The organism is Methylophaga sp. SB9B (genome assembly GCF_004832235.1).
Classification (GTDB): domain Bacteria; phylum Pseudomonadota; class Gammaproteobacteria; order Nitrosococcales; family Methylophagaceae; genus Methylophaga; species Methylophaga muralis.
The window spans coordinates 64,426-81,794 of sequence record NZ_SSXS01000003.1 but is presented as its reverse complement, the minus strand read 5'-3'; the positions used below and the strand labels follow the sequence as shown (position 1 = coordinate 81,794).

12 protein-coding genes and 4 pseudogenes are annotated in these 17,369 nt (G+C 44.7%); 5 read left to right on the top strand and 11 right to left on the bottom strand.

Going from position 1 to position 17,369, the window contains the following annotated elements:
• Positions 1–12: 12 nt before the first annotated feature.
• Positions 13–669 (top strand): pyridoxamine 5'-phosphate oxidase family protein, encoded by a 657-nt coding sequence (locus tag E8Q33_RS04335; protein WP_136553087.1) that lies wholly within the window; start codon positions 13–15, stop codon positions 667–669.
• Between the two features lie 204 nt (positions 670–873).
• A complete protein-coding gene (amrB, locus tag E8Q33_RS04330) occupies positions 874–1,662 on the top strand; it encodes an AmmeMemoRadiSam system protein B (protein ID WP_069295298.1) in 789 nt (262 codons plus the stop codon).
• On the opposite strand, the gene E8Q33_RS04325 is transcribed toward amrB, so the two are convergent.
• Entirely contained in the window at positions 1,647–2,429 is a 783-nt protein-coding gene (locus tag E8Q33_RS04325) for a TIGR01458 family HAD-type hydrolase (protein ID WP_247869920.1), read from the bottom strand. The two genes, amrB and E8Q33_RS04325, sit on opposite strands and share 16 nt — an antisense overlap.
• Before the next feature lie 223 nt (positions 2,430–2,652).
• Here E8Q33_RS04325 and rimO point away from each other — a divergent pair, with 223 nt between their 5' ends.
• Entirely contained in the window at positions 2,653–3,963 is a 1,311-nt protein-coding gene (rimO, locus tag E8Q33_RS04320; protein ID WP_069295300.1) for a 30S ribosomal protein S12 methylthiotransferase RimO, read from the top strand.
• Here the strand turns inward: rimO and E8Q33_RS04315 are convergent.
• The 6 genes and pseudogenes from E8Q33_RS04315 to E8Q33_RS04295 form a co-directional block, all read right to left on the bottom strand.
• Positions 3,960–4,946: a sensor domain-containing diguanylate cyclase gene (locus E8Q33_RS04315; RefSeq protein WP_069295301.1), complete on the bottom strand. Its 987-nt coding sequence runs from the start codon at positions 4,944–4,946 to the stop codon at positions 3,960–3,962. The two genes, rimO and E8Q33_RS04315, sit on opposite strands and share 4 nt — an antisense overlap.
• Before the next feature lie 76 nt (positions 4,947–5,022).
• The gene (locus E8Q33_RS04310; RefSeq protein ID WP_069295302.1) at positions 5,023–5,907 is read right to left on the bottom strand and encodes a mechanosensitive ion channel family protein; all 885 of its coding nucleotides are present in this window, start codon (positions 5,905–5,907) and stop codon (positions 5,023–5,025) included.
• A 14-nt stretch (positions 5,908–5,921) separates the two neighbouring features.
• Positions 5,922–6,890 carry a calcium/sodium antiporter gene (locus E8Q33_RS04305; protein WP_069295303.1) on the bottom strand — a complete coding sequence of 323 codons (969 nt, stop codon included), beginning with the start codon at positions 6,888–6,890 and terminating at the stop codon, positions 5,922–5,924.
• Positions 6,891–6,969: 79 nt separating this feature from the next.
• A pseudogene (locus tag E8Q33_RS15570) lies at positions 6,970–7,494 on the bottom strand (FAD-binding domain-containing protein); the annotation flags it as partial.
• 12 nt (positions 7,495–7,506) lie between these two features.
• Entirely contained in the window at positions 7,507–8,436 is a 930-nt protein-coding gene (locus E8Q33_RS15565) for a deoxyribodipyrimidine photo-lyase (RefSeq protein ID WP_211116091.1), read from the bottom strand.
• The gene (locus E8Q33_RS04295) at positions 8,436–9,749 is read right to left on the bottom strand and encodes a DASH family cryptochrome (protein WP_136553085.1); all 1,314 of its coding nucleotides are present in this window, start codon (positions 9,747–9,749) and stop codon (positions 8,436–8,438) included. Before E8Q33_RS04295 ends, E8Q33_RS15565 begins: the two co-directional genes overlap by 1 nt.
• A 136-nt stretch (positions 9,750–9,885) precedes the next feature.
• Between E8Q33_RS04295 and E8Q33_RS04290 the strand changes: the two genes are divergently transcribed.
• Positions 9,886–10,269 carry a thiol-disulfide oxidoreductase DCC family protein gene (locus E8Q33_RS04290; RefSeq protein ID WP_069295306.1) on the top strand — a complete coding sequence of 128 codons (384 nt, stop codon included), beginning with the start codon at positions 9,886–9,888 and terminating at the stop codon, positions 10,267–10,269.
• Positions 10,270–10,275: 6 nt separating this feature from the next.
• Here the strand turns inward: E8Q33_RS04290 and E8Q33_RS04285 are convergent.
• The 4 genes and pseudogenes from E8Q33_RS04285 to E8Q33_RS04270 all read right to left on the bottom strand — a co-directional run bounded on the left by E8Q33_RS04285 (position 10,276) and on the right by E8Q33_RS04270 (position 16,184).
• Positions 10,276–12,230: pseudogene (locus tag E8Q33_RS04285) on the bottom strand (amylosucrase).
• Positions 12,231–12,297: 67 nt separating this feature from the next.
• A pseudogene (locus E8Q33_RS16655) lies at positions 12,298–13,169 on the bottom strand (carbohydrate kinase).
• A complete protein-coding gene (locus E8Q33_RS04275) occupies positions 13,166–14,023 on the bottom strand; it encodes an HAD-IIB family hydrolase (protein ID WP_136553083.1) in 858 nt (285 codons plus the stop codon). Before E8Q33_RS04275 ends, E8Q33_RS16655 begins: the two are co-directional and overlap by 4 nt.
• Positions 14,024–16,184, bottom strand: a pseudogene (locus tag E8Q33_RS04270) (HAD-IIB family hydrolase).
• A 224-nt stretch (positions 16,185–16,408) separates the two neighbouring features.
• Between E8Q33_RS04270 and E8Q33_RS04265 the strand changes: the two are divergent.
• Positions 16,409–17,224 carry a class I SAM-dependent methyltransferase gene (locus E8Q33_RS04265; RefSeq protein ID WP_136553081.1) on the top strand — a complete coding sequence of 272 codons (816 nt, stop codon included), beginning with the start codon at positions 16,409–16,411 and terminating at the stop codon, positions 17,222–17,224.
• The last annotated feature ends 145 nt before the right edge of the window (positions 17,225–17,369 follow it).

Sequence of the window (17,369 nt, the reverse complement as noted above, 5' to 3'; positions counted from 1 at the left end):
AGAGAGAAATATATGACTGAAATCTATGGTTCACAGCACCGGCAATTACAACAGGAATTTAATAAAGAAAAGCTCGCCGATCGGGTTGGCGAAGCCATCATCACCGATTACATAACTGACCAGCACCGCAGCTTTATCGCCAGCCGCGATTTCTTTTTTCTATCGACAGTTGATCATCGAGGTTTTCCAACTTGTTCCCATAAGGGCGGCGATGTTGGCTTTGTCAAAATCCTTGATGACAAAACGCTTGCCTTCCCAAGCCTGGATGGCAATGGCATGTATCTGTCGATGGGGAATATTGATGCTAATAAAAAAATTGGCATGCTGTTTATCGATTTTGAAACCCCGCATCGGGTACGAGTGCATGGCACTGCCGAATTGAGCCGTGATCCTGCAGACCTGGCTTTATTCCATGAAGCTGAACTGGTGGTAAAAGTGACCATTGAGGATATGTTTCAAAACTGTCCGCGTTATATACATCGTTACAAACGCATCAGCGAATCCCGTTATGTCCCTAAAACTGAATGTGAGACACCACTTCCGGTCTGGAAGCGTCTGGATGCGGTTCAGGATGTCATTGACGATGCCGAAAAAGCCAAAGTGGCTTTGGAAGGCGGCATTATTACCATGGAAGAATATGAAGCCTTACTGCTTAAAGGCGAAGCATAATTCATTAAATTTCAGTGGTTTGCGCACCACTATGTCTCATCGCTACCACATTGATATTTAGGGAAAATTTCATGTAAGTGATCAACGCCCGGAAAATCAGGATTTCGGGTGTTGATCATTTTTACGGCTAAATCCTTGCTTGAAAATCCATATTGCGAAGCGAATACTCAATCATCCAAGGCCTTAGAGTTGAGGATAAAAACAATGATTTCGATTCGCCCAAGCGCAGTTGCAGGTTTGTATTATCCCGCCCGATCGACCGAGCTGGAAGACCTGCTCACCAAACAATTTGATAACCCCTCAGATCATATCCACCATCGTGCAAAAGCCTTGATTGTGCCGCATGGTGGTTTTTTTTATTCCGGCCAGGTTGCCGCCAAGGCTTATCAGTCTTTAATAGAAATTGCTGATGATATTGAACGTGTCGTATTAATTGGCCCCTCCCATCGAACGGACTTTAAAGGCGTAGCGATGAGTGAGGCAGATTACTTTGCCACCCCGATGGGCAGTGTGGCGGTAGACAAAAAAATCTATCCGCAGTTAAGCCGCATTAAAGGGGTGGAAACATACGAAAGCCCACACGACAGCGAACATTGCCTGGAAGTCCAATTACCTTTTTTACAATATTCGCTTAACCAATTTGAAATTGTGCCGTTGCTGACCGGTAAAGCCAGTTCTGCATTAATTGCCGATGTATTGGGCACTGCAACCAAAGATGCTAAGTCATTAATCGTGATCAGTTCTGATCTGAGCCACTATCTCGATTACGAAACCGCTCGCAAAATTGACCAATATACTTCTCAAGCGATCATCAGTATGGATAATCATGATATTGATAAATTTCATGCTTGCGGCTGTGATGCCATTCGTGGCTTTCTCGAGTTTGCCCGTAATGAAAATATGTCAGGGCAAATAATGGCCTTAAGTAATTCAGGTGATGTGGTTGGCAAAAAAGACAGTGTTGTCGGGTATGGCGCCTATCTGTTCGAATAATCATAGGATGGTTTAATCACCCGATTTATCGCATCGACCACATTAGGACAAAGCCATGCACCGGGATGACGAATCTTCTCTTCGTCTCCTGGTGTATATTTTCCAGTTTGCACCAGACAGGCTCTTAATCCTGCAGCCAACGCCCCTTCCACATCAGCAAACATATCATCACCAATCATTAGTACTTCTTCAGCTTTAAAACCTGTCGATTCCACTGCCGTTTGAAAAAATGCTTTCGCCGGTTTCCCCAAAATCTCAGCTTCTACATCACAAGCAAATTCAAGTGCGGCAATAAAAGGCCCGGCATCCAACAATAACTGATTGTTTTGTCTAAAATAGCGATTCAAACCAACTCCCAATAAGGGAGCACCTTGCATAATCAACTGAAATGCTCGGTTCATGCTCTCATAACTAAAACCATCAGCGGCATCCGCAACTACCACAGCATTGGGAGAATTCTGATCCAGATCGGCAAATTCCGGCAGCAAATTTTTGTGAACCAGACAATACGGACGTAATTTGCGTTGCTGCAGCACTTGTCTTAGCGCCACCGGAGCAGTAAATACTTCGTCTACACTTAGGTCAAAACCCATTTGTAATAAAGATTGCAACATGTCCGTGCTGGTACTGCGAGAGGTATTGGTTACAAACCGGACAATCTTTTGCTCGTCTCGGGCCCGCTGAATGGCTTCAATAGCACCAGCAACTGGTAACTTATCAACATGCAATACACCACTGATATCAAATAAAATTGCTTTTATCATCATAATCACCTCGGGTGTTCTGACACGGTAAATTATGCTCGGATATACCGAGACAAACAATTACTCGCCTACATCTGAATGATTATAAGTCACTGAAATCGTAATCAATATGGCAGCAGTTTTTCATCCACTTTTTCGATAGAGACGGCTATGAAAGATTACCAGCGGTATAGTAAACAAGATAGAATAGCCGCCTTTTACGCTCTCCCAGTTACAGGTTACGCTTATGAAAGCTCCACAGGTCGGTTTTGTCAGTCTAGGTTGCCCCAAAGCACTGGTCGACAGCGAACGCATTATCACCAAGCTACGTTCCGAAGGTTATGAGATTTCAGCAAATTACGATGATGCTGATCTTGTTGTAGTTAATACCTGTGGGTTTATTGATTCTGCTGTTGAAGAATCGCTGGAGAGTATCGGTGAAGCCATCGCCCATAATGGCAAAGTTATTGTCACCGGTTGTCTGGGTAGCCGTGATAATACGATTCGTGAAAGACATCCGCAGGTGCTGGAAATTACCGGTGCTCATGCGCTGGAAGAAGTAGTTGGTGCTGTACACAAACACTTACCACAACCCCATGATCCGTTTATCAGTCTGGTACCACCTGAAGGCATCAAACTGACTCCTCGCCATTATGCGTACCTGAAAATTTCCGAGGGCTGTAATCATCGCTGTACCTTCTGCATTATTCCGTCAATGCGTGGTGACTTAGTCAGCCGTCCTGTCAATCAGGTCATCGCTGAAGCAAAACGTTTAGCCGACGCTGGCGTAAAAGAAATTCTCGTTATATCTCAAGATACCAGTGCCTACGGTGTGGATTTGAAATATGCCGAATACGAATGGCAGGGTGAAAAAATTGCCACTCGCTTTACTGCCATGGCCAAAGCACTGGGTGAACTCGGCATTTGGGTACGGATGCATTATGTTTACCCGTACCCGCATGTTGATGATGTGATTCCGTTAATGGCCGAAGGCAAGATTCTGCCTTATCTGGATATTCCATTTCAGCATGCCAGCCCACGTATTCTGAAACTAATGAAACGTCCCGCTTCTTCACAGAACAATCTTGAACGAATCCGTGCATGGCGGGCGATTTGTCCTGAAATCACCTTACGCAGTACCTTTATTGTGGGTTTTCCTGGTGAAACCGAAGCCGAATTTGAAGAATTATTGGATTTTCTGGATCAAGCTCAATTGGATAAAGCGGGTGCATTTAAATATTCACCAGTAGATGGAGCTGTAGCAAATGAATTGCCCGATCCAGTACCGGAAGAAGTTAAAGAACAACGTCTGGCCCGCTTTATGGCTAAGCAAGCCGAGATCAGTGCTCAGCGTTTGCAACAAAAAGTGGGCAAGCGCGATTTTGTCATTATTGATGAAGTCGTTGAAGAAGGTGCTGTGGGCCGTAGCCGGGCAGATGCACCGGAAATAGATGGTCAGGTATTTATCGATCACGCAACCCATTTAAAAGTTGGCGATATCGTCGAAGTTGAATTCGAAGAAGCCGATGAACACGACCTCTGGGCAAGACTAGTTTAAGAACTGATACGGTTTTTTCCAGATTCTTTTGATTGATAAAGGGCGTTGTCAGCACGAATAGATAAACGCATAGCTGACTCGCCCTGACGCAACTGAGCAACACCAAAACTTGTAGTGATTGTGGCGCGCTTATCCAGTTTGGCATCAACAATAAGTTGACGTAATTTTTCAGCGGTATGCGCAGCAGCTTCAAGCCCGGTATTAGGTAACAGAATCATAAACTCATCACCGCCCCAACGCGCCAGTAAATCAATTTCGCGAATGTTCTTTTTCAACAGTCGACTCATTTGCACCAGCACCATGTCACCATTGGCATGACCGAACTCATCATTAACTATCTTAAAATCATCAATATCCAGCGCAATCACGGATAAGGGCTGATGAAAACGTTCAGCACGCTCTACTTCGTGCTCCAGGGTTTTCTCCAGCCGGTAACGATTAGCCACGCCAGTAAGCGTATCGGTTTCTGCCAATCGCTGAACTTCGGCAATTTTATTTTCTAATTCAGCATTAGTTTGAATCAACTGATGGGTGCGTTCTTCAACTAAATCTTCAAGCGAATGATTTTGCTCTGCAAGTCGCTCCAGATTCATTTTGCGCTCATTAATATCACGATGGGCGCCAATCATTCTGGCGACCGATCCATCTTCATTCCACTCAATGATTTTGGCGCGGTCTTCTAACCATAAGTAGGTGTTGTCGGCTTTGCGGAAGCGATATTCAAGATGATAAATGCTGGTGTGATTATGGATGTAATCGTCAAAGTGTTTGAGTACACGTTCGCGATCTTCTGGATGCAAGGATCCTTCCCAAAACGCTATAGTAGAAGGGATGGCGTCTGCAGGATAACCCAACATACGACCCCAACCCGGACTGCGATAAACATAGCCGGTATTCGCGTGCCAATCCCATACACCATCGCTGATAATGTCTAATACGACCTGCAGACATTCATTATCGACATCACCCAACCCCGTCTTCATACCCAATCCTTAGTAATCAAACACTTAAGAGCGGGAGTATCTTACAAAAATTTATGTGATGCAAGTCACATATATTTCAGTGCTGACTTAATTTTGAATTCGCTTCTGCTTCCACTTCATTTTGTTTTTTTGAAATCGTTAAATTATCCGCCAGCGTTAATACCCGCTGAGGGAATGGAATCGTTAAACCGGCTGCTTCGATTTGCTCTTTAACAATTTTGTTTAACTCCCAATAGGTTTTCCAGAATACATCTATCGTTGTCCAGGCTCGCATATGTAATTGGATGGAACTCTCTCCCATTGAGGAAACAAAGATCTGCGGTGCCGGGGTTTCCAACAAGGCTGGATGACTTTCCACAACGTTATGAAGCACCTCCAATGCCACATCAATTGGATCGCTATAGGAAATGCCAACAATCACTTCCAGTCGCCGCTTACTGTTGCGGGTAAAGTTGGTAATCGGTGCGCCCCATAAGCGACTGTTGGGCACCGAAATATACAACCCATCAGGTGTTTCGAGAATAGTGGTAAATAAACCGATTTCACGAACCCCACCCACCAGCTCTCCACACTGAATAAAATCATCAAGTTTGAAAGGCTTTAAAAACAATAGCATGATGCCAGCAGCAATATTGCTTAGCGTTTCCCGTAAAGCCAAGCCCACCGCAAGACCAGCAGCACCCAATAAGGCAATAATACTTGCAGTATTAAAACCGAACATATCGAGAATAATTAATACAGCGACGGCATAGACCAGGTAGGCCATAGTTGAGCTGAATAACTTGATGACAGCAGGATCGATACTCTTTAACTTGAAATTGGTATTGGTAAATACCCGTCGTATCAAACGAGAGATGACGGTAGCCGCTATCAATACCACCACCGTCATCACCAGCTTATAACCAATAGCTAGAATTAATGCTGAGTTCTGCTCCCAAAACTGTAATAACCACTGCATCATGCCAAGCTCCGGGTTCAGGTCACGATAGTACTGATTAGATAAGCGGTATAAGCAACAAACACCAGCATGAAAAAGCCCCCTTCAAGTCGATTGATTCGTCCTTGTCTGCCGATCCCAAAGCCAAAGATAAACAATAGAATAGTCAATCCAGCCATCACGACGACATCACGCGAAAGTACTTCAGCTGGCACCGCAAACGGGTGAATCAATCCGGCAATACCGACCACAGCCAATGTGTTAAACAAATTTGAGCCAATTACATTGCCCAGCGCGATATCGTGTTCGCCTTTTTTCACTGCAATTAACGATGAAGCTAACTCTGGTAATGAGGTACCGATAGCCACCACCGTTAAACCAATAATCAGGTCACTAACTCCAAAAGCGACGGCAATTTCAACAGCGCCCCATACTAAAATTCGTGAACTGATAATCAATAAAACCAGACCGATAAATAACCATATCAAGGCTTTTTTCAGGCTCATGGTTTCAGTGTTGAATTCGGCTTCCATTTCTGTACCAAACGCATCCGGCGACTTCCTCATGCCCTGATAAATGGTCCAGCCCATCAAGATAAAAAATACCAATATCAAAATACCAGCATCAAATCTGGATAACGTTCCATCGGCTAATTGCCATGCGGCTAATGCTGTAACGCCAATCAGAATTGGTAATTCTTTGCGTAAAACCTGAGAATGCACAGCAATAGGACTTAATACCGCTGTCAAACCCAAGATCAATGCGATATTAGTGATGTTTGAACCATATGCATTGCCCAGCGCCAATCCCGGATTTCCTTGCGTTGCCGCTATTGCTGATACCACCATTTCCGGAGCCGAAGTACCAAACCCCACAATTACCATGCCGATTAACAAAGGTGGCATACCAAAATATCGAGCGGACACGGCGGCACCATCAATAAATCGATCTGCACTCCAAACTAACAAGGCTAGACCAACCACCACCGCAGCAAAGGCTAGTGTCATATATTCTCCGGAAAATAAAATTAAGGGTGTTCAAGCCATATTATCAGTGCTTGACTAACTGAATGGCAATTCGTAGTGGTTAACGAGAGCTTAAGCGCACATGACGACGTAATATGCGCTGATTTTCCTGCTGAACATCTTCTCGTTTACGCCAGGCCCATAAACTATCCCGGCTTTGTTTTGAGGTAGCTTTAATATCAACAATGGGAAATGGGTAATCTCGCCCTAACTCAAAATTTAACATCATCGACTCCATTGGCGTGACTTCCCATGGTCGATGAATAATCTCATTGGGCAATTCGCTCAGCTCGGGTAACCATTCACGAATAAACTTGCCTTCGGGATCCTGCTCTTCGGCTTGCTTGGTTGGATTGTAAATTCGAATCGTGTTGGTGCCAGTCACGCCTGCCTGCATTTGTAGCTGTGGATAGTGAATACCTGGTTCAAAATCCAGAAAGATCTGAGCTAAATGATAACTCCCGCGTTGCCAATCGATATGCAGTTGATGACATAAAAAACTCACTAACATCGCGCGCATTCGAAAATTGATATACCCAGTAGCTATCAAACAGCGCATGCTGGCATCCACCAATGGAAAACCGGTTTTACCGCGTTGCTAGGCTAATAATTCGACTTCCGACTGTTTATCTTCTCGCCAGGGATAGTTTTGATAACCACGATTTACCGGGCGATATTCCATCGCCGTTTCGCTCTCAAATTTCTGCATAAAATGACAATGCCAGTGCAGCCTTGAGGCAAATGCAGTCAAGGGTCTGCGCCAGCCAGGATCATTCCAGTGCTGCAGTAATTGTTGATAAACCTGCCGAAGGCTGATATTGCCCCAGGCAAGATACGGCGACATTCTGGAGCAGGTTTGACGACTTAGATCCGGGCTGGAAATATGCTTGTGATAGTGTCTACCACGTTCAGCAAAAAAATCGGCGAGCACACTCAACGCGGTTAATTCACCTCCATATTGAAATGAGACATCAGCTTGTTGCCACTCTGCTGGAGAACTGAATTCGACTAGTGGTAAATCAATAATAAATTGCGCCCGCTGCCACCGAGCTTCCAGCAATGGTGTCCGCATTACCTGTTGCCAATGTTTATCCCAATCATCTCGCGTCGAGGCTGCACGAATTACAGCGCCTTGAGCAAACTCATGCCAGCTTATCTGCTGCTGGCTGAAATACTGTTTCAGGGTTTTATCCCGGTCAAAAGTGATATTGAGACCAATTTCCTGATGACTGAAAACCGTGTTTATTTGAAAATATTGTTGGAGCTCTTGAAACACCCCTAATGCTTCGTCTTCAATAACCACGACCTTGGTTTTATCAGCAGCTAATTGTTGATTAAGTTGTTGCAATGATTGCCAGACAAATCGCCAATGCCGCAGGCTGTAATGCGGATCTGCCAGCAGTGAAGGTTCAACTACATACAATAATAAAATGGGTAAATCCTGTTCACAGGCTGCGTGAAAAGCTGCGTTATCGGCAAGCCTTAAATCACGTTTGAACCAGACGATATTGATGTGTTGACGGGTCATTATTGTTTGGGTGGCGGCATAATAGGCCAGTCTGCGGCATCGACTGAATCCAGTGGGACAATATCAATCCCTCCTTCCCAACGACGGATAAACTCACCATTTGGATCATACTGCTGGGTCTGCTTTTCTATATTGAAATGTCGTCCACCGCGTGGATCAGCCCCTACCCCGGCAATATACTGCCAGTTACCCCAATTGGCGGCGACATCATAATCAATCAACTGTTGTTCGAAATACGCTGCGCCGAAACGCCAGTCCAGATTCAAATCATAAACAAAGCAACTGGCAACAATTTGTCTGCCACGGTTTGACATATAACCCGTTGCATTGAGCTGTTTCATACAGGCATTGACTAGCGGATATGGCGTATTGCCATTGCACCATTTTTGATAACGCTCAGGATAATAACAACGCCGGCTTTTGGTGTTTTTTATGCCGTCAAAACGAAATAATTTGGCGCCATGCCGCATGGCATACCATTGAAAATACTCTCGCCACAGCAATTCAAAATAAATCCAGTAAGTTGAATCATTGCTGGTTTTATTCTGTTCATAGGTTCTAAGTTTACTCACCAGATGGCGAACAGACAGGCAGCCCAGAGCCAACCAGGGGGAAAATTTGGTCGAATGTTGCCAGCCATCCAGTTCATTTCTGACTTGTTTGTAATTTGCTGGCAGATCCGCAGAAAAATACTCACTAATATGTTCTAGCGCCGCGGTTTCGCCACCATGAAATGGAGACGGTTTGTGTATTGGTGTTGATAGCTTGTCTATCGCAATCGGCCCTGGTGGCGGTGGTAACTGCTGTGGTGCAGACATGGGCCTGGGCAATGCTAAGTCCTCTACCAGTTTGCGAAACTGGGTAAAACTGTCTGGTAAGTCACCGATAGCAAACGGCAAATCCTCTGCAGCAAAAAGGTTATGACTCACTTCGGTAATAAATTTTCGCTGTGGAAATTGTTGCTGCAGCAAATGCCAATGCCTGTTTTCGTAAACACCTGCATGCTGACTGCGAACGATAATATCAACGTTATAAAACTCAATTAATTCTGTCAGAGCTTTATGCGGTGTTTGTTGTTTGATGATCAACTGTTGCCCAAATTGTTGTAATTGCTGCTGAAGATCTGCCAGAGATTCATATAAAAACTGTAAGCGTCTTTCTCCCATCGCTTTGGCATTTAAACCATTAGGTCTGAACCATTGTGGATCAATACAAAATACACAGATCAGTTTATCGACCGACTGCATTTTCCATAATGCGGGTTGGTCATGCAGTCGCAGATCGTTGGTAAACCAGAATAATCCTGTGGTCATAGGTTTTGACACTCCGGTGATGGTGTTAAATGCAGTCAGTTCACAGACTGTCTTGAGGGATATAGGTTCGGTTCAAAGTAGAACTAAGTCAGAAAAATAACGTCTGATTGGCACACTTTACAGTAGAGCAAAAACCATGCATCAGTTGACAGTATTTTTTGATGGGCACTGCCCTTTGTGTACAAAAGAAATTGCTTTGCTTAAGCAATTAGATACCCGGAAAAAGCTGCATTTTGAAGATATTCATGCCATCGATTTTGTTTATCGTTATCCCTACATTGATGTGGTTAGCGCTGATAAACGATTGCATGGTCAATTGGCGAATGGCCAAATCATTACAGGGTTAGATGTTACAGCCAAAGCATGGGGTCTTGTAGGCCATCATAAATGGCTACAAATCCTGCGTTGGCCGGTGATTCGCTGGTTTGCAGATTTAGCCTATCTGGTTTTTGCCCGTTTTCGTCATCCCATTGCCCGTTTAGTTGGTGGGAAAACGTGTGATGATCAATGTAAATTCTGAAAACGATTACTTTTCGGTTAACCAGTAACAACCGAAACGCGGGACCACCACCGTATTACCGAATTTTTCAGGGCTTTGTCCGGTTATTGCATCGACCAGATAACCATGATGAGATTGCGACCATCTAGGTAATTGATCCAAATCCAATCGTTGTGATTTTCGATCAAAATTTGCGACGACCAAGACTCTGTCTGCCGGTTTTTGCAGGTGATATCGCTCAAAAACAAACAGATGCGGATTATCTACATCGACCAGATCGCGGTTATTAAAATCAGCAAACGCATCCAATTCTTTATGCACAGCAATCAGCGTTTTCAACTGATTAAATATCAGATATTCAATCGTGCCAGGCACATTACGTTTTTCTGCTTTCTGCCAATCGATGAAAGGTCGATGTACCCAGCGTGAATCATCCATTTTGACCGGATCATTGCGATAGCTTTCATCATTGGTAGTGCCGATTTCATCACCGTAATACAACAGTGGCAACCCGCCAAATGACAGAATCAAACTATGTAGCAACACAATAATACGCACGGCATCATCTATCGCCTTTTCATCGCCGATATCAATTGCATGTTGCAGACCCACCAATGAGGCCAAAGAGCCGGAAATACGTGCATCACCGGTTTTATCGTTCTGACCGAAAGGCACACCTCGGGCATGGGAATCGGCAAACTTACCTGTGAAATAGTCGATCAAAAACCGTCGATGATCACGCGGCTCATAACCGGCAAGTTCAATATCTTTGTCATCAAAACCTAAACCGATATCATCATGGCAGCGGATATAGTTCAGCCAGGTGGCGCGTTCGAGTTTTACCGGCAGGCTTTTAATACCTTGGTTTAATAGCCGGGCATTTTTTGTGGCCACGGCATCCCATAACAAAGCCATAAATGTGGCGTTATAGGCGATTTCGCATTCTTTGGCGATCACCGCATCCTCACCAAAATACTTGGTGACTTCTACCGGCGCGACAATGGCTTCAGCAATAAACAATACGCCTGGAGCCGTTACCTGACAGCAGTCTTTCATTAACTGCAAAATCAAATGGGCTTCACGTTCGTTCTGGCAGGTACTGCCGATTTTTTTCCATAAAAAAGCCACGGCATCAAGACGAACTATGTCGGCACCTTGATTGGCCCAGAACAAAATAATATCCAGCATTTCAATAAAGACGGTGGGATTGCTATAGTTCAAATCCCATTGATATTCATTAAATACCGTCATTACCCAGCGCTGCATTTCTTCGTTCCAGGTGAAATTACCTGGAGCCGTTTCCGGAACACTTCGGGCATGCTTTGTTCAAACATATCCGGCACATGACGGTTTTCGAAGGTGTAATAGTAGTCACGGTATGGTGAATAACCATCACGGGCTTTTTGCGCCCATTCATGTTGATCGGAGGTGTGGTTTAACACCACGTCCATTACCAACAGCATATCGCGTTGGCGTAAATCATCTGCCAATGCTCGCAAATCGTTTAAATCACCGGCCCGCGGATCAATTTCACGGAAATTGCTGACCGCATAGCCGCCATCACTTTTACCTTCCGGGCATTTCATAATTGGCATCACATGAACCAGATTAATCCCTAAATCCTGGAAATAATGCAGATGCTCACGCATGCCTTGCAGATTCTTGGCAAACCCGTTGCAATACAATGCCATGCCAACCCATTTCTGACTGAGAAACCAGTTGTAATCCTGCTCCCGTTCCATATCTTTGGCCCGTAGTACGTCGGACCGATCGATATATTGCCGAGCGAGGGTCTCTACCAGACGTTGTGCCTGTTCAGCAAAATCCGGGCGTTTGCCATATAGGCGCTCGAACAAGGAATGAATCGCATAAAAGTTAGCCCCCAGACGCGTGTAGAAATAACGCAGATCATGTTTGGCAAATTCGGGCTCAATCTGATTCAGGATGGCATTCAAAAGCGAATGCGATTGCTGTTCGTACATGTAATTTCCTGATTAATAGAGGCAGATATTTCTGTGATGACTTTAGGGTCTGTTGATCTTTAAGTCCCTAGCTGAATTCAGAATAAAAAGCAGGATCTTCGCTGACCGCTCCGCGTAATCCTATCACCTTGCTGGCAAACTGCTGAGCTTTCAATAAAATTTTCTGTACCGGCCATCCCGCCAACAGACCGTGAATATACATAGCAGTGAAGGCATCACCAGCCCCGACCGAATCCACTAATTTGTCAGCAGCCACACATTTTTGTTCATAAAATGCGCCATCATTGCAACGCACGATAGCGCCCTCTTCTCCTCGTGTCACAATCAGTTGCTCTAACTGAAAATGACTTTGCATGCGCGTCATATCCTGTTGCAAATCAGCAGAATTAAAACCCAATTCAGCTAATTCATGTTGATTGAGCTTGCACCATTTTGCCCGTTCCAGACACGTATATATGCCTTCCTTCGTCCACCAGGGCTGCGTAAATTAACATCCATAAACACAGAAACAGATTTAGGTCTGGTCAGAAACTCGAGCGCACTTTGAGAAACCGCATTTCTAAGTGCTAATGAGCCGTGATACACCACCGCATCATTTCTCAGGTTGGGCAAATGGGACGTTTGAATAAAGTCATAAGCCCGTTCAATCATGATGTCATAAGAGGGTTCCCCTCCCTGCAAACTGACTTTAACCTCACCTGTTTGATGACTTTTATCGGTTTGTAAACCTTCTGCTGAGAGTTGCCATTGTTGCATCGCATGGCGAATTTGCTCTCCCGACTCATCCTCTCCGACACTGGAGATAAATAAAGGGTTATCACCAAAAGCCTGCAGATGCCAGGCTACATTGAACGGAGCACCGCCTAGTTTCTTCTCACCATCCGGAAAACAATCAAATAAAACTTCGCCGAAAATGGCTAAGGCTGACTGCGGACTCATGGATTGTCTCCCGTTTCAAGTTGGTTTCTAAACGCTTCGGCATAATGCCAGACGCCTTGTAAAACACCTGCACTGTAATTTCCATTCATGCCTAATGCTCCAGGATCGCCTGCGATATAGAGTGATTGTGGATGGCCATTTTCTGTTACAAGTTGCTGCGCCATGGCTTTAATTTCAGCTGAAGCATTGTTCACCACTACGGATAGTATCGGGCTGGCCAATACAGGCATATCGTTACCACTGTCACCAGCGAAAATTACTTCACTGTCATCGTAACCCAGTCGATTTTGTAGAAATTCAATGGCATGTAATTTGGTTGCATGTTTTGGCAACACATCCAATAAACCAACATTAGTTAGTTCATCAATACTCCACATGACTGAGGCCTGAATCTGTTTGGCAGCCAAACGCTGCTGAACGGCGTCAATTACAGCATCTTTATCCAGATATAAGGGCAGATAAAAACTCAGTTTGTGAGTGTTTTGTTTGCTGAACTCCTGCAATTGCAGATCCTTAATATCGCTCAATAAGGCTTTAAGATCGCTATGAGAATTTCCATTCCAATCCTGATCAATCTCATCACACCAACTCTGCACTTCTTGCCAATGCTGATCCTTGAACTGAAAAATCTTGGTGCCAACATCACTGATGATGTAATCCGGTGTCGGCAAACTATAGGTTCGTATCGCTTTTTCTACCAATTGCCGATGTCGCCCTGTCACATAAACCAGACAGACATTATCTGCTTGGCAGAACTTGCGGAATCGTCGCCGTGCATCAGGATGTTCGGCTTGCATTCCATTGGGTATCACTGTGCGATCCATATCGGTACAGAGTAAAAGTTTTGCACTCATTTAACGTGAACCTGTTGCTTGTTCAGAAGTGATTTCAAAAAAATCATAATATTCAATAGCTTCCATAATCCCTGCGGCAAAGGGTTTATGGGCAAAATAAATATGTGAGAAATCTTCCAGCTGTGACAGTTCCTCGTGGTGTCTGTTTGCCACCACCACTGCCAATGTATTACCGCGCATCATATCTTCATCTGCACCGCTGCCACCGGCAACACAAATACGTTCTAGCGGCATCTGCCAGCGATTAGCGACAAATCTTAATGCCATACCTTTTGACGCTCTGAGCGGCAGAATATCCAGATACTGACCAAATGCCAGCTGCACATGAACCGATAATTCCTCGCGATGTAATAACGATTTAATGTCTTCGATATCAACCTGATCCCGATCAATGTAATAGCTGAGCTTGAACTGACTCTGTTCCGACTTTGGCTGTCGCTCCAGTCCCGGAATCTCATCCAGCAGTTTACTGACCCGGTGAGGCAACCATAAATGATCAATATGTTTCGTCCAGGCGGTATCCGGTGTCAGTTTGGGGGCGTAATAGATTTCACTGCCGCTACTGGTGATCAGAATATCCGGTTCGGGAATACGATGTTTTTTCATCAGTTTTAAGGCCTGATCCAAACGTCGTCCGGTGGCAATCACAAACTTGGTACTTTTACGATGTTCACGAAGCAAATTTACCAATGCCTGCAAAGATTCATCATCCCCGACCAGATTCAAATCCAGATCGGTGACCAGTGCCCTCTCATCGCGTCCGGATTCACGACGCTCAACCGGAAGGCGTAACAGTTTTTCAGTACGGGCGGCTATCGGTTCAATGATTTCCAGATAACGTTTGGCATGGGCATGCCAGGAATAATGTTGCGTCACGCCCTTTAATCCATTTTGCTGACACTGTTGCCAATAAACCTCATCTAGAATCAACTTTTCAATCGCTGAACTGATGCTGGAAACTTCAAGAGGATCAATCAACTCACCATTTAAACAATTGGCCATAATATCTCTGGGTCCACCGTCTTCAGTGGCAACAATCGGTAAGCCGCTGGCAGCCGCCTCAATCAGCGTAAGACCGAAAGGCTCAGTCAGGGCAGGATTCACAAAGACACCCCTGGTAGCAGCAGCAATACGGTAAATCAGTGGCACTTCATCACGACGATGATGTTTGGGAATGGTGACTTTGCCATAAAGATCATAACGATCAATCGCGACCAGAAGTTCATGGAACACTTCCTGCGCACCACGTTCCAAATCATCAATATCATCCCGGTTACCGGCGATAATCAATACATTGGCATGTTGCTGCAATATTTCGGATTGACCATAGGCTTCAATCAGGCTGACAATATTTTTACGTTTATCAGGGAGGGCGTGACAACGCCAGAATCATCGGCTTTTCAGGTTCATCCAGATGCTGAGTAATACGGTTGAATAATTCGCTTTGCAGCTCGTCGCCTTTTGGCGGAGTAAATTGCTGCACATTGGTGCCTGGCGGCACAATACGCATTTGTGCGGGTTGATAATGATCATATAACTCGTACTGCTCTTGAATTTCCTGATGAGTACTGGTTATTACCCGCTCTGCTGTCGCCAAGGTAATTTCTTCAGCCTCAATGCGCTGATTCATCTTGTACTGCTGTTCCAGTTGCTCGATATCGACGCCACTGGCCAGCAACCTTCGGCGTTTGACGCGTCCTAACGAGTGACCGGTATGAATAAGGGGAATACCCAGTTGATTAGCTATATGTGATGCCACCAGACCGGCATCGGCATAGTGACTGTGCAGAATATCCGGTAAAAACTCCTGTTCACGGAAAAAATCCACCAGATTATCGGCAAAGGTATCAAGGTGTTCCCAAATCTGTTCTTTTGCCAGATATTGTTCAGGACCCGCCTCAATCCTGATAATTCGTAACTTATCGTTGAGTTGCTCAATCGGACGCGAATAATCCGGGGATATTTCTTCATCCACTACTCGACGGGTAATCAGTAAGACTTCACCAACCCTTTCCTGCTCAGATAAAGCCTGAGCTAATTCAAGTACATAAAGTGTCTGTCCACCTGTATCTGCGTCTCGCCCGAGCTCAAGATCATGTCCTCGAATCAGTCCATGAATATTTAACAAGGCAATTTTGAGTTTTTCGCTGTTATCTGTCATATCTGTTTAATATCTTCATCACAATGAGTTTTTTTCTGGGCACACTTGCGACAGGCAGATATAGAATCTCAGTCTGCTACATTGGGGTATAGCCTTTAAAACTACCCGCTAAGTACTCAGAAGACAAATTTACGACCAAAGGTGTTGAAAGTTTCCGGCAACCTTGAGCGTATCATGCAGTCAGTTAATACAGAATTAACATTGGTTTAAATAGGAAAAATTTTATGGCCTTACCACGTATTTATTCCCAGATTTTGCTTTTTTCACTGCTTCCACTTAGCCATTCATCATTTGCAAATGATTTGTTACAGACTACGATTGAAAGTCCTCATCGTGCCGAAAGCAATAAACAGCGTGATGCATATCGTCATCCTGCTGAGACGTTGAATTTTTTCGGTGTGACAGAAAATATGCGAATCGTCGAAATCTGGCCCGGACGCGGCTGGTACACCGAAATCCTTGCGCCTTGGTTAAAACAAGGTGATGGCGAGTTAATTGCTGCGGGATTTGCGGCTGACACAAGCTCAGCCTACCGGCAAACCATTCGCCAGGAATATAACGCCTGGCTTGAGGCTTCTCCTGAACTTTACGATGAAGTAGTGATTACTGAGTTTGGTCCTGAAACCAACTGGCAGTTTGCCGAACCTGCCAGCGTAGATGCCGTGCTGACTTTCAGAAATGTACATAACTGGGTACAGGGAGAATTTGCTGATCAAGCTTTTTCAGCCATATTCGACGTACTGAAATCCGGTGGTATTCTCGGTGTAACCGACCATCGGGCTAAACCAGACACATCAATTGCCATAATGAAAAAAAGCGGCTATCTCACCGAAGAATATGTGATTTCGCTGGCAGAAAAAGCAGGTTTTGTTTTGGAAGAAAAATCTGAAATCAATGCCAACCCTGCTGACACAGCTGATCATCCAAATGGTGTATGGACACTACCGCCTAATCTACGAGTTGAAAATGAATCTGATAGAGCTAAATATCAGGCAATTGGTGAAAGTGACCGGATGACCTTACGTTTTCGCAAGCCTTAATAATTGACCGCTCAGACCCTGTTTCTCTGGGTCTGAGCTGTTGTTTATCGAATCACCCTGACAGCAATTTCCAATACAACCGGCTGCTGCAAACGTCGTTCTATTTCCTGTTTAACTTTATCCATAACCTCATCATCTACCGCGG

What these genes read in the sequence shown, in the direction of transcription:
- E8Q33_RS04275 (WP_136553083.1), bottom strand. Translation starts at nt 14,023, where the DNA reads ATGAGTGCAAAACTTTTACTCTGTACCGATATGGATCGCACAGTGATA.
- E8Q33_RS04310 (WP_069295302.1), bottom strand. Translation starts at nt 5,907, where the DNA reads ATGATGCAGTGGTTATTACAGTTTTGGGAGCAGAACTCAGCATTAATT.
- E8Q33_RS04325 (WP_247869920.1), bottom strand. Translation starts at nt 2,429, where the DNA reads ATGATGATAAAAGCAATTTTATTTGATATCAGTGGTGTATTGCATGTT.
- E8Q33_RS04265 (WP_136553081.1), top strand. Translation starts at nt 16,409, where the DNA reads ATGGCCTTACCACGTATTTATTCCCAGATTTTGCTTTTTTCACTGCTT.
- amrB (WP_069295298.1), top strand. Translation starts at nt 874, where the DNA reads ATGATTTCGATTCGCCCAAGCGCAGTTGCAGGTTTGTATTATCCCGCC.
- E8Q33_RS04295 (WP_136553085.1), bottom strand. Translation starts at nt 9,749, where the DNA reads ATGACCACAGGATTATTCTGGTTTACCAACGATCTGCGACTGCATGAC.
- E8Q33_RS04335 (WP_136553087.1), top strand. Translation starts at nt 13, where the DNA reads ATGACTGAAATCTATGGTTCACAGCACCGGCAATTACAACAGGAATTT.
- E8Q33_RS04315 (WP_069295301.1), bottom strand. Translation starts at nt 4,946, where the DNA reads ATGAAGACGGGGTTGGGTGATGTCGATAATGAATGTCTGCAGGTCGTA.
- rimO (WP_069295300.1), top strand. Translation starts at nt 2,653, where the DNA reads ATGAAAGCTCCACAGGTCGGTTTTGTCAGTCTAGGTTGCCCCAAAGCA.
- E8Q33_RS04290 (WP_069295306.1), top strand. Translation starts at nt 9,886, where the DNA reads ATGCATCAGTTGACAGTATTTTTTGATGGGCACTGCCCTTTGTGTACA.
- E8Q33_RS04305 (WP_069295303.1), bottom strand. Translation starts at nt 6,890, where the DNA reads ATGACACTAGCCTTTGCTGCGGTGGTGGTTGGTCTAGCCTTGTTAGTT.
- E8Q33_RS15565 (WP_211116091.1), bottom strand. Translation starts at nt 8,436, where the DNA reads ATGACCCGTCAACACATCAATATCGTCTGGTTCAAACGTGATTTAAGG.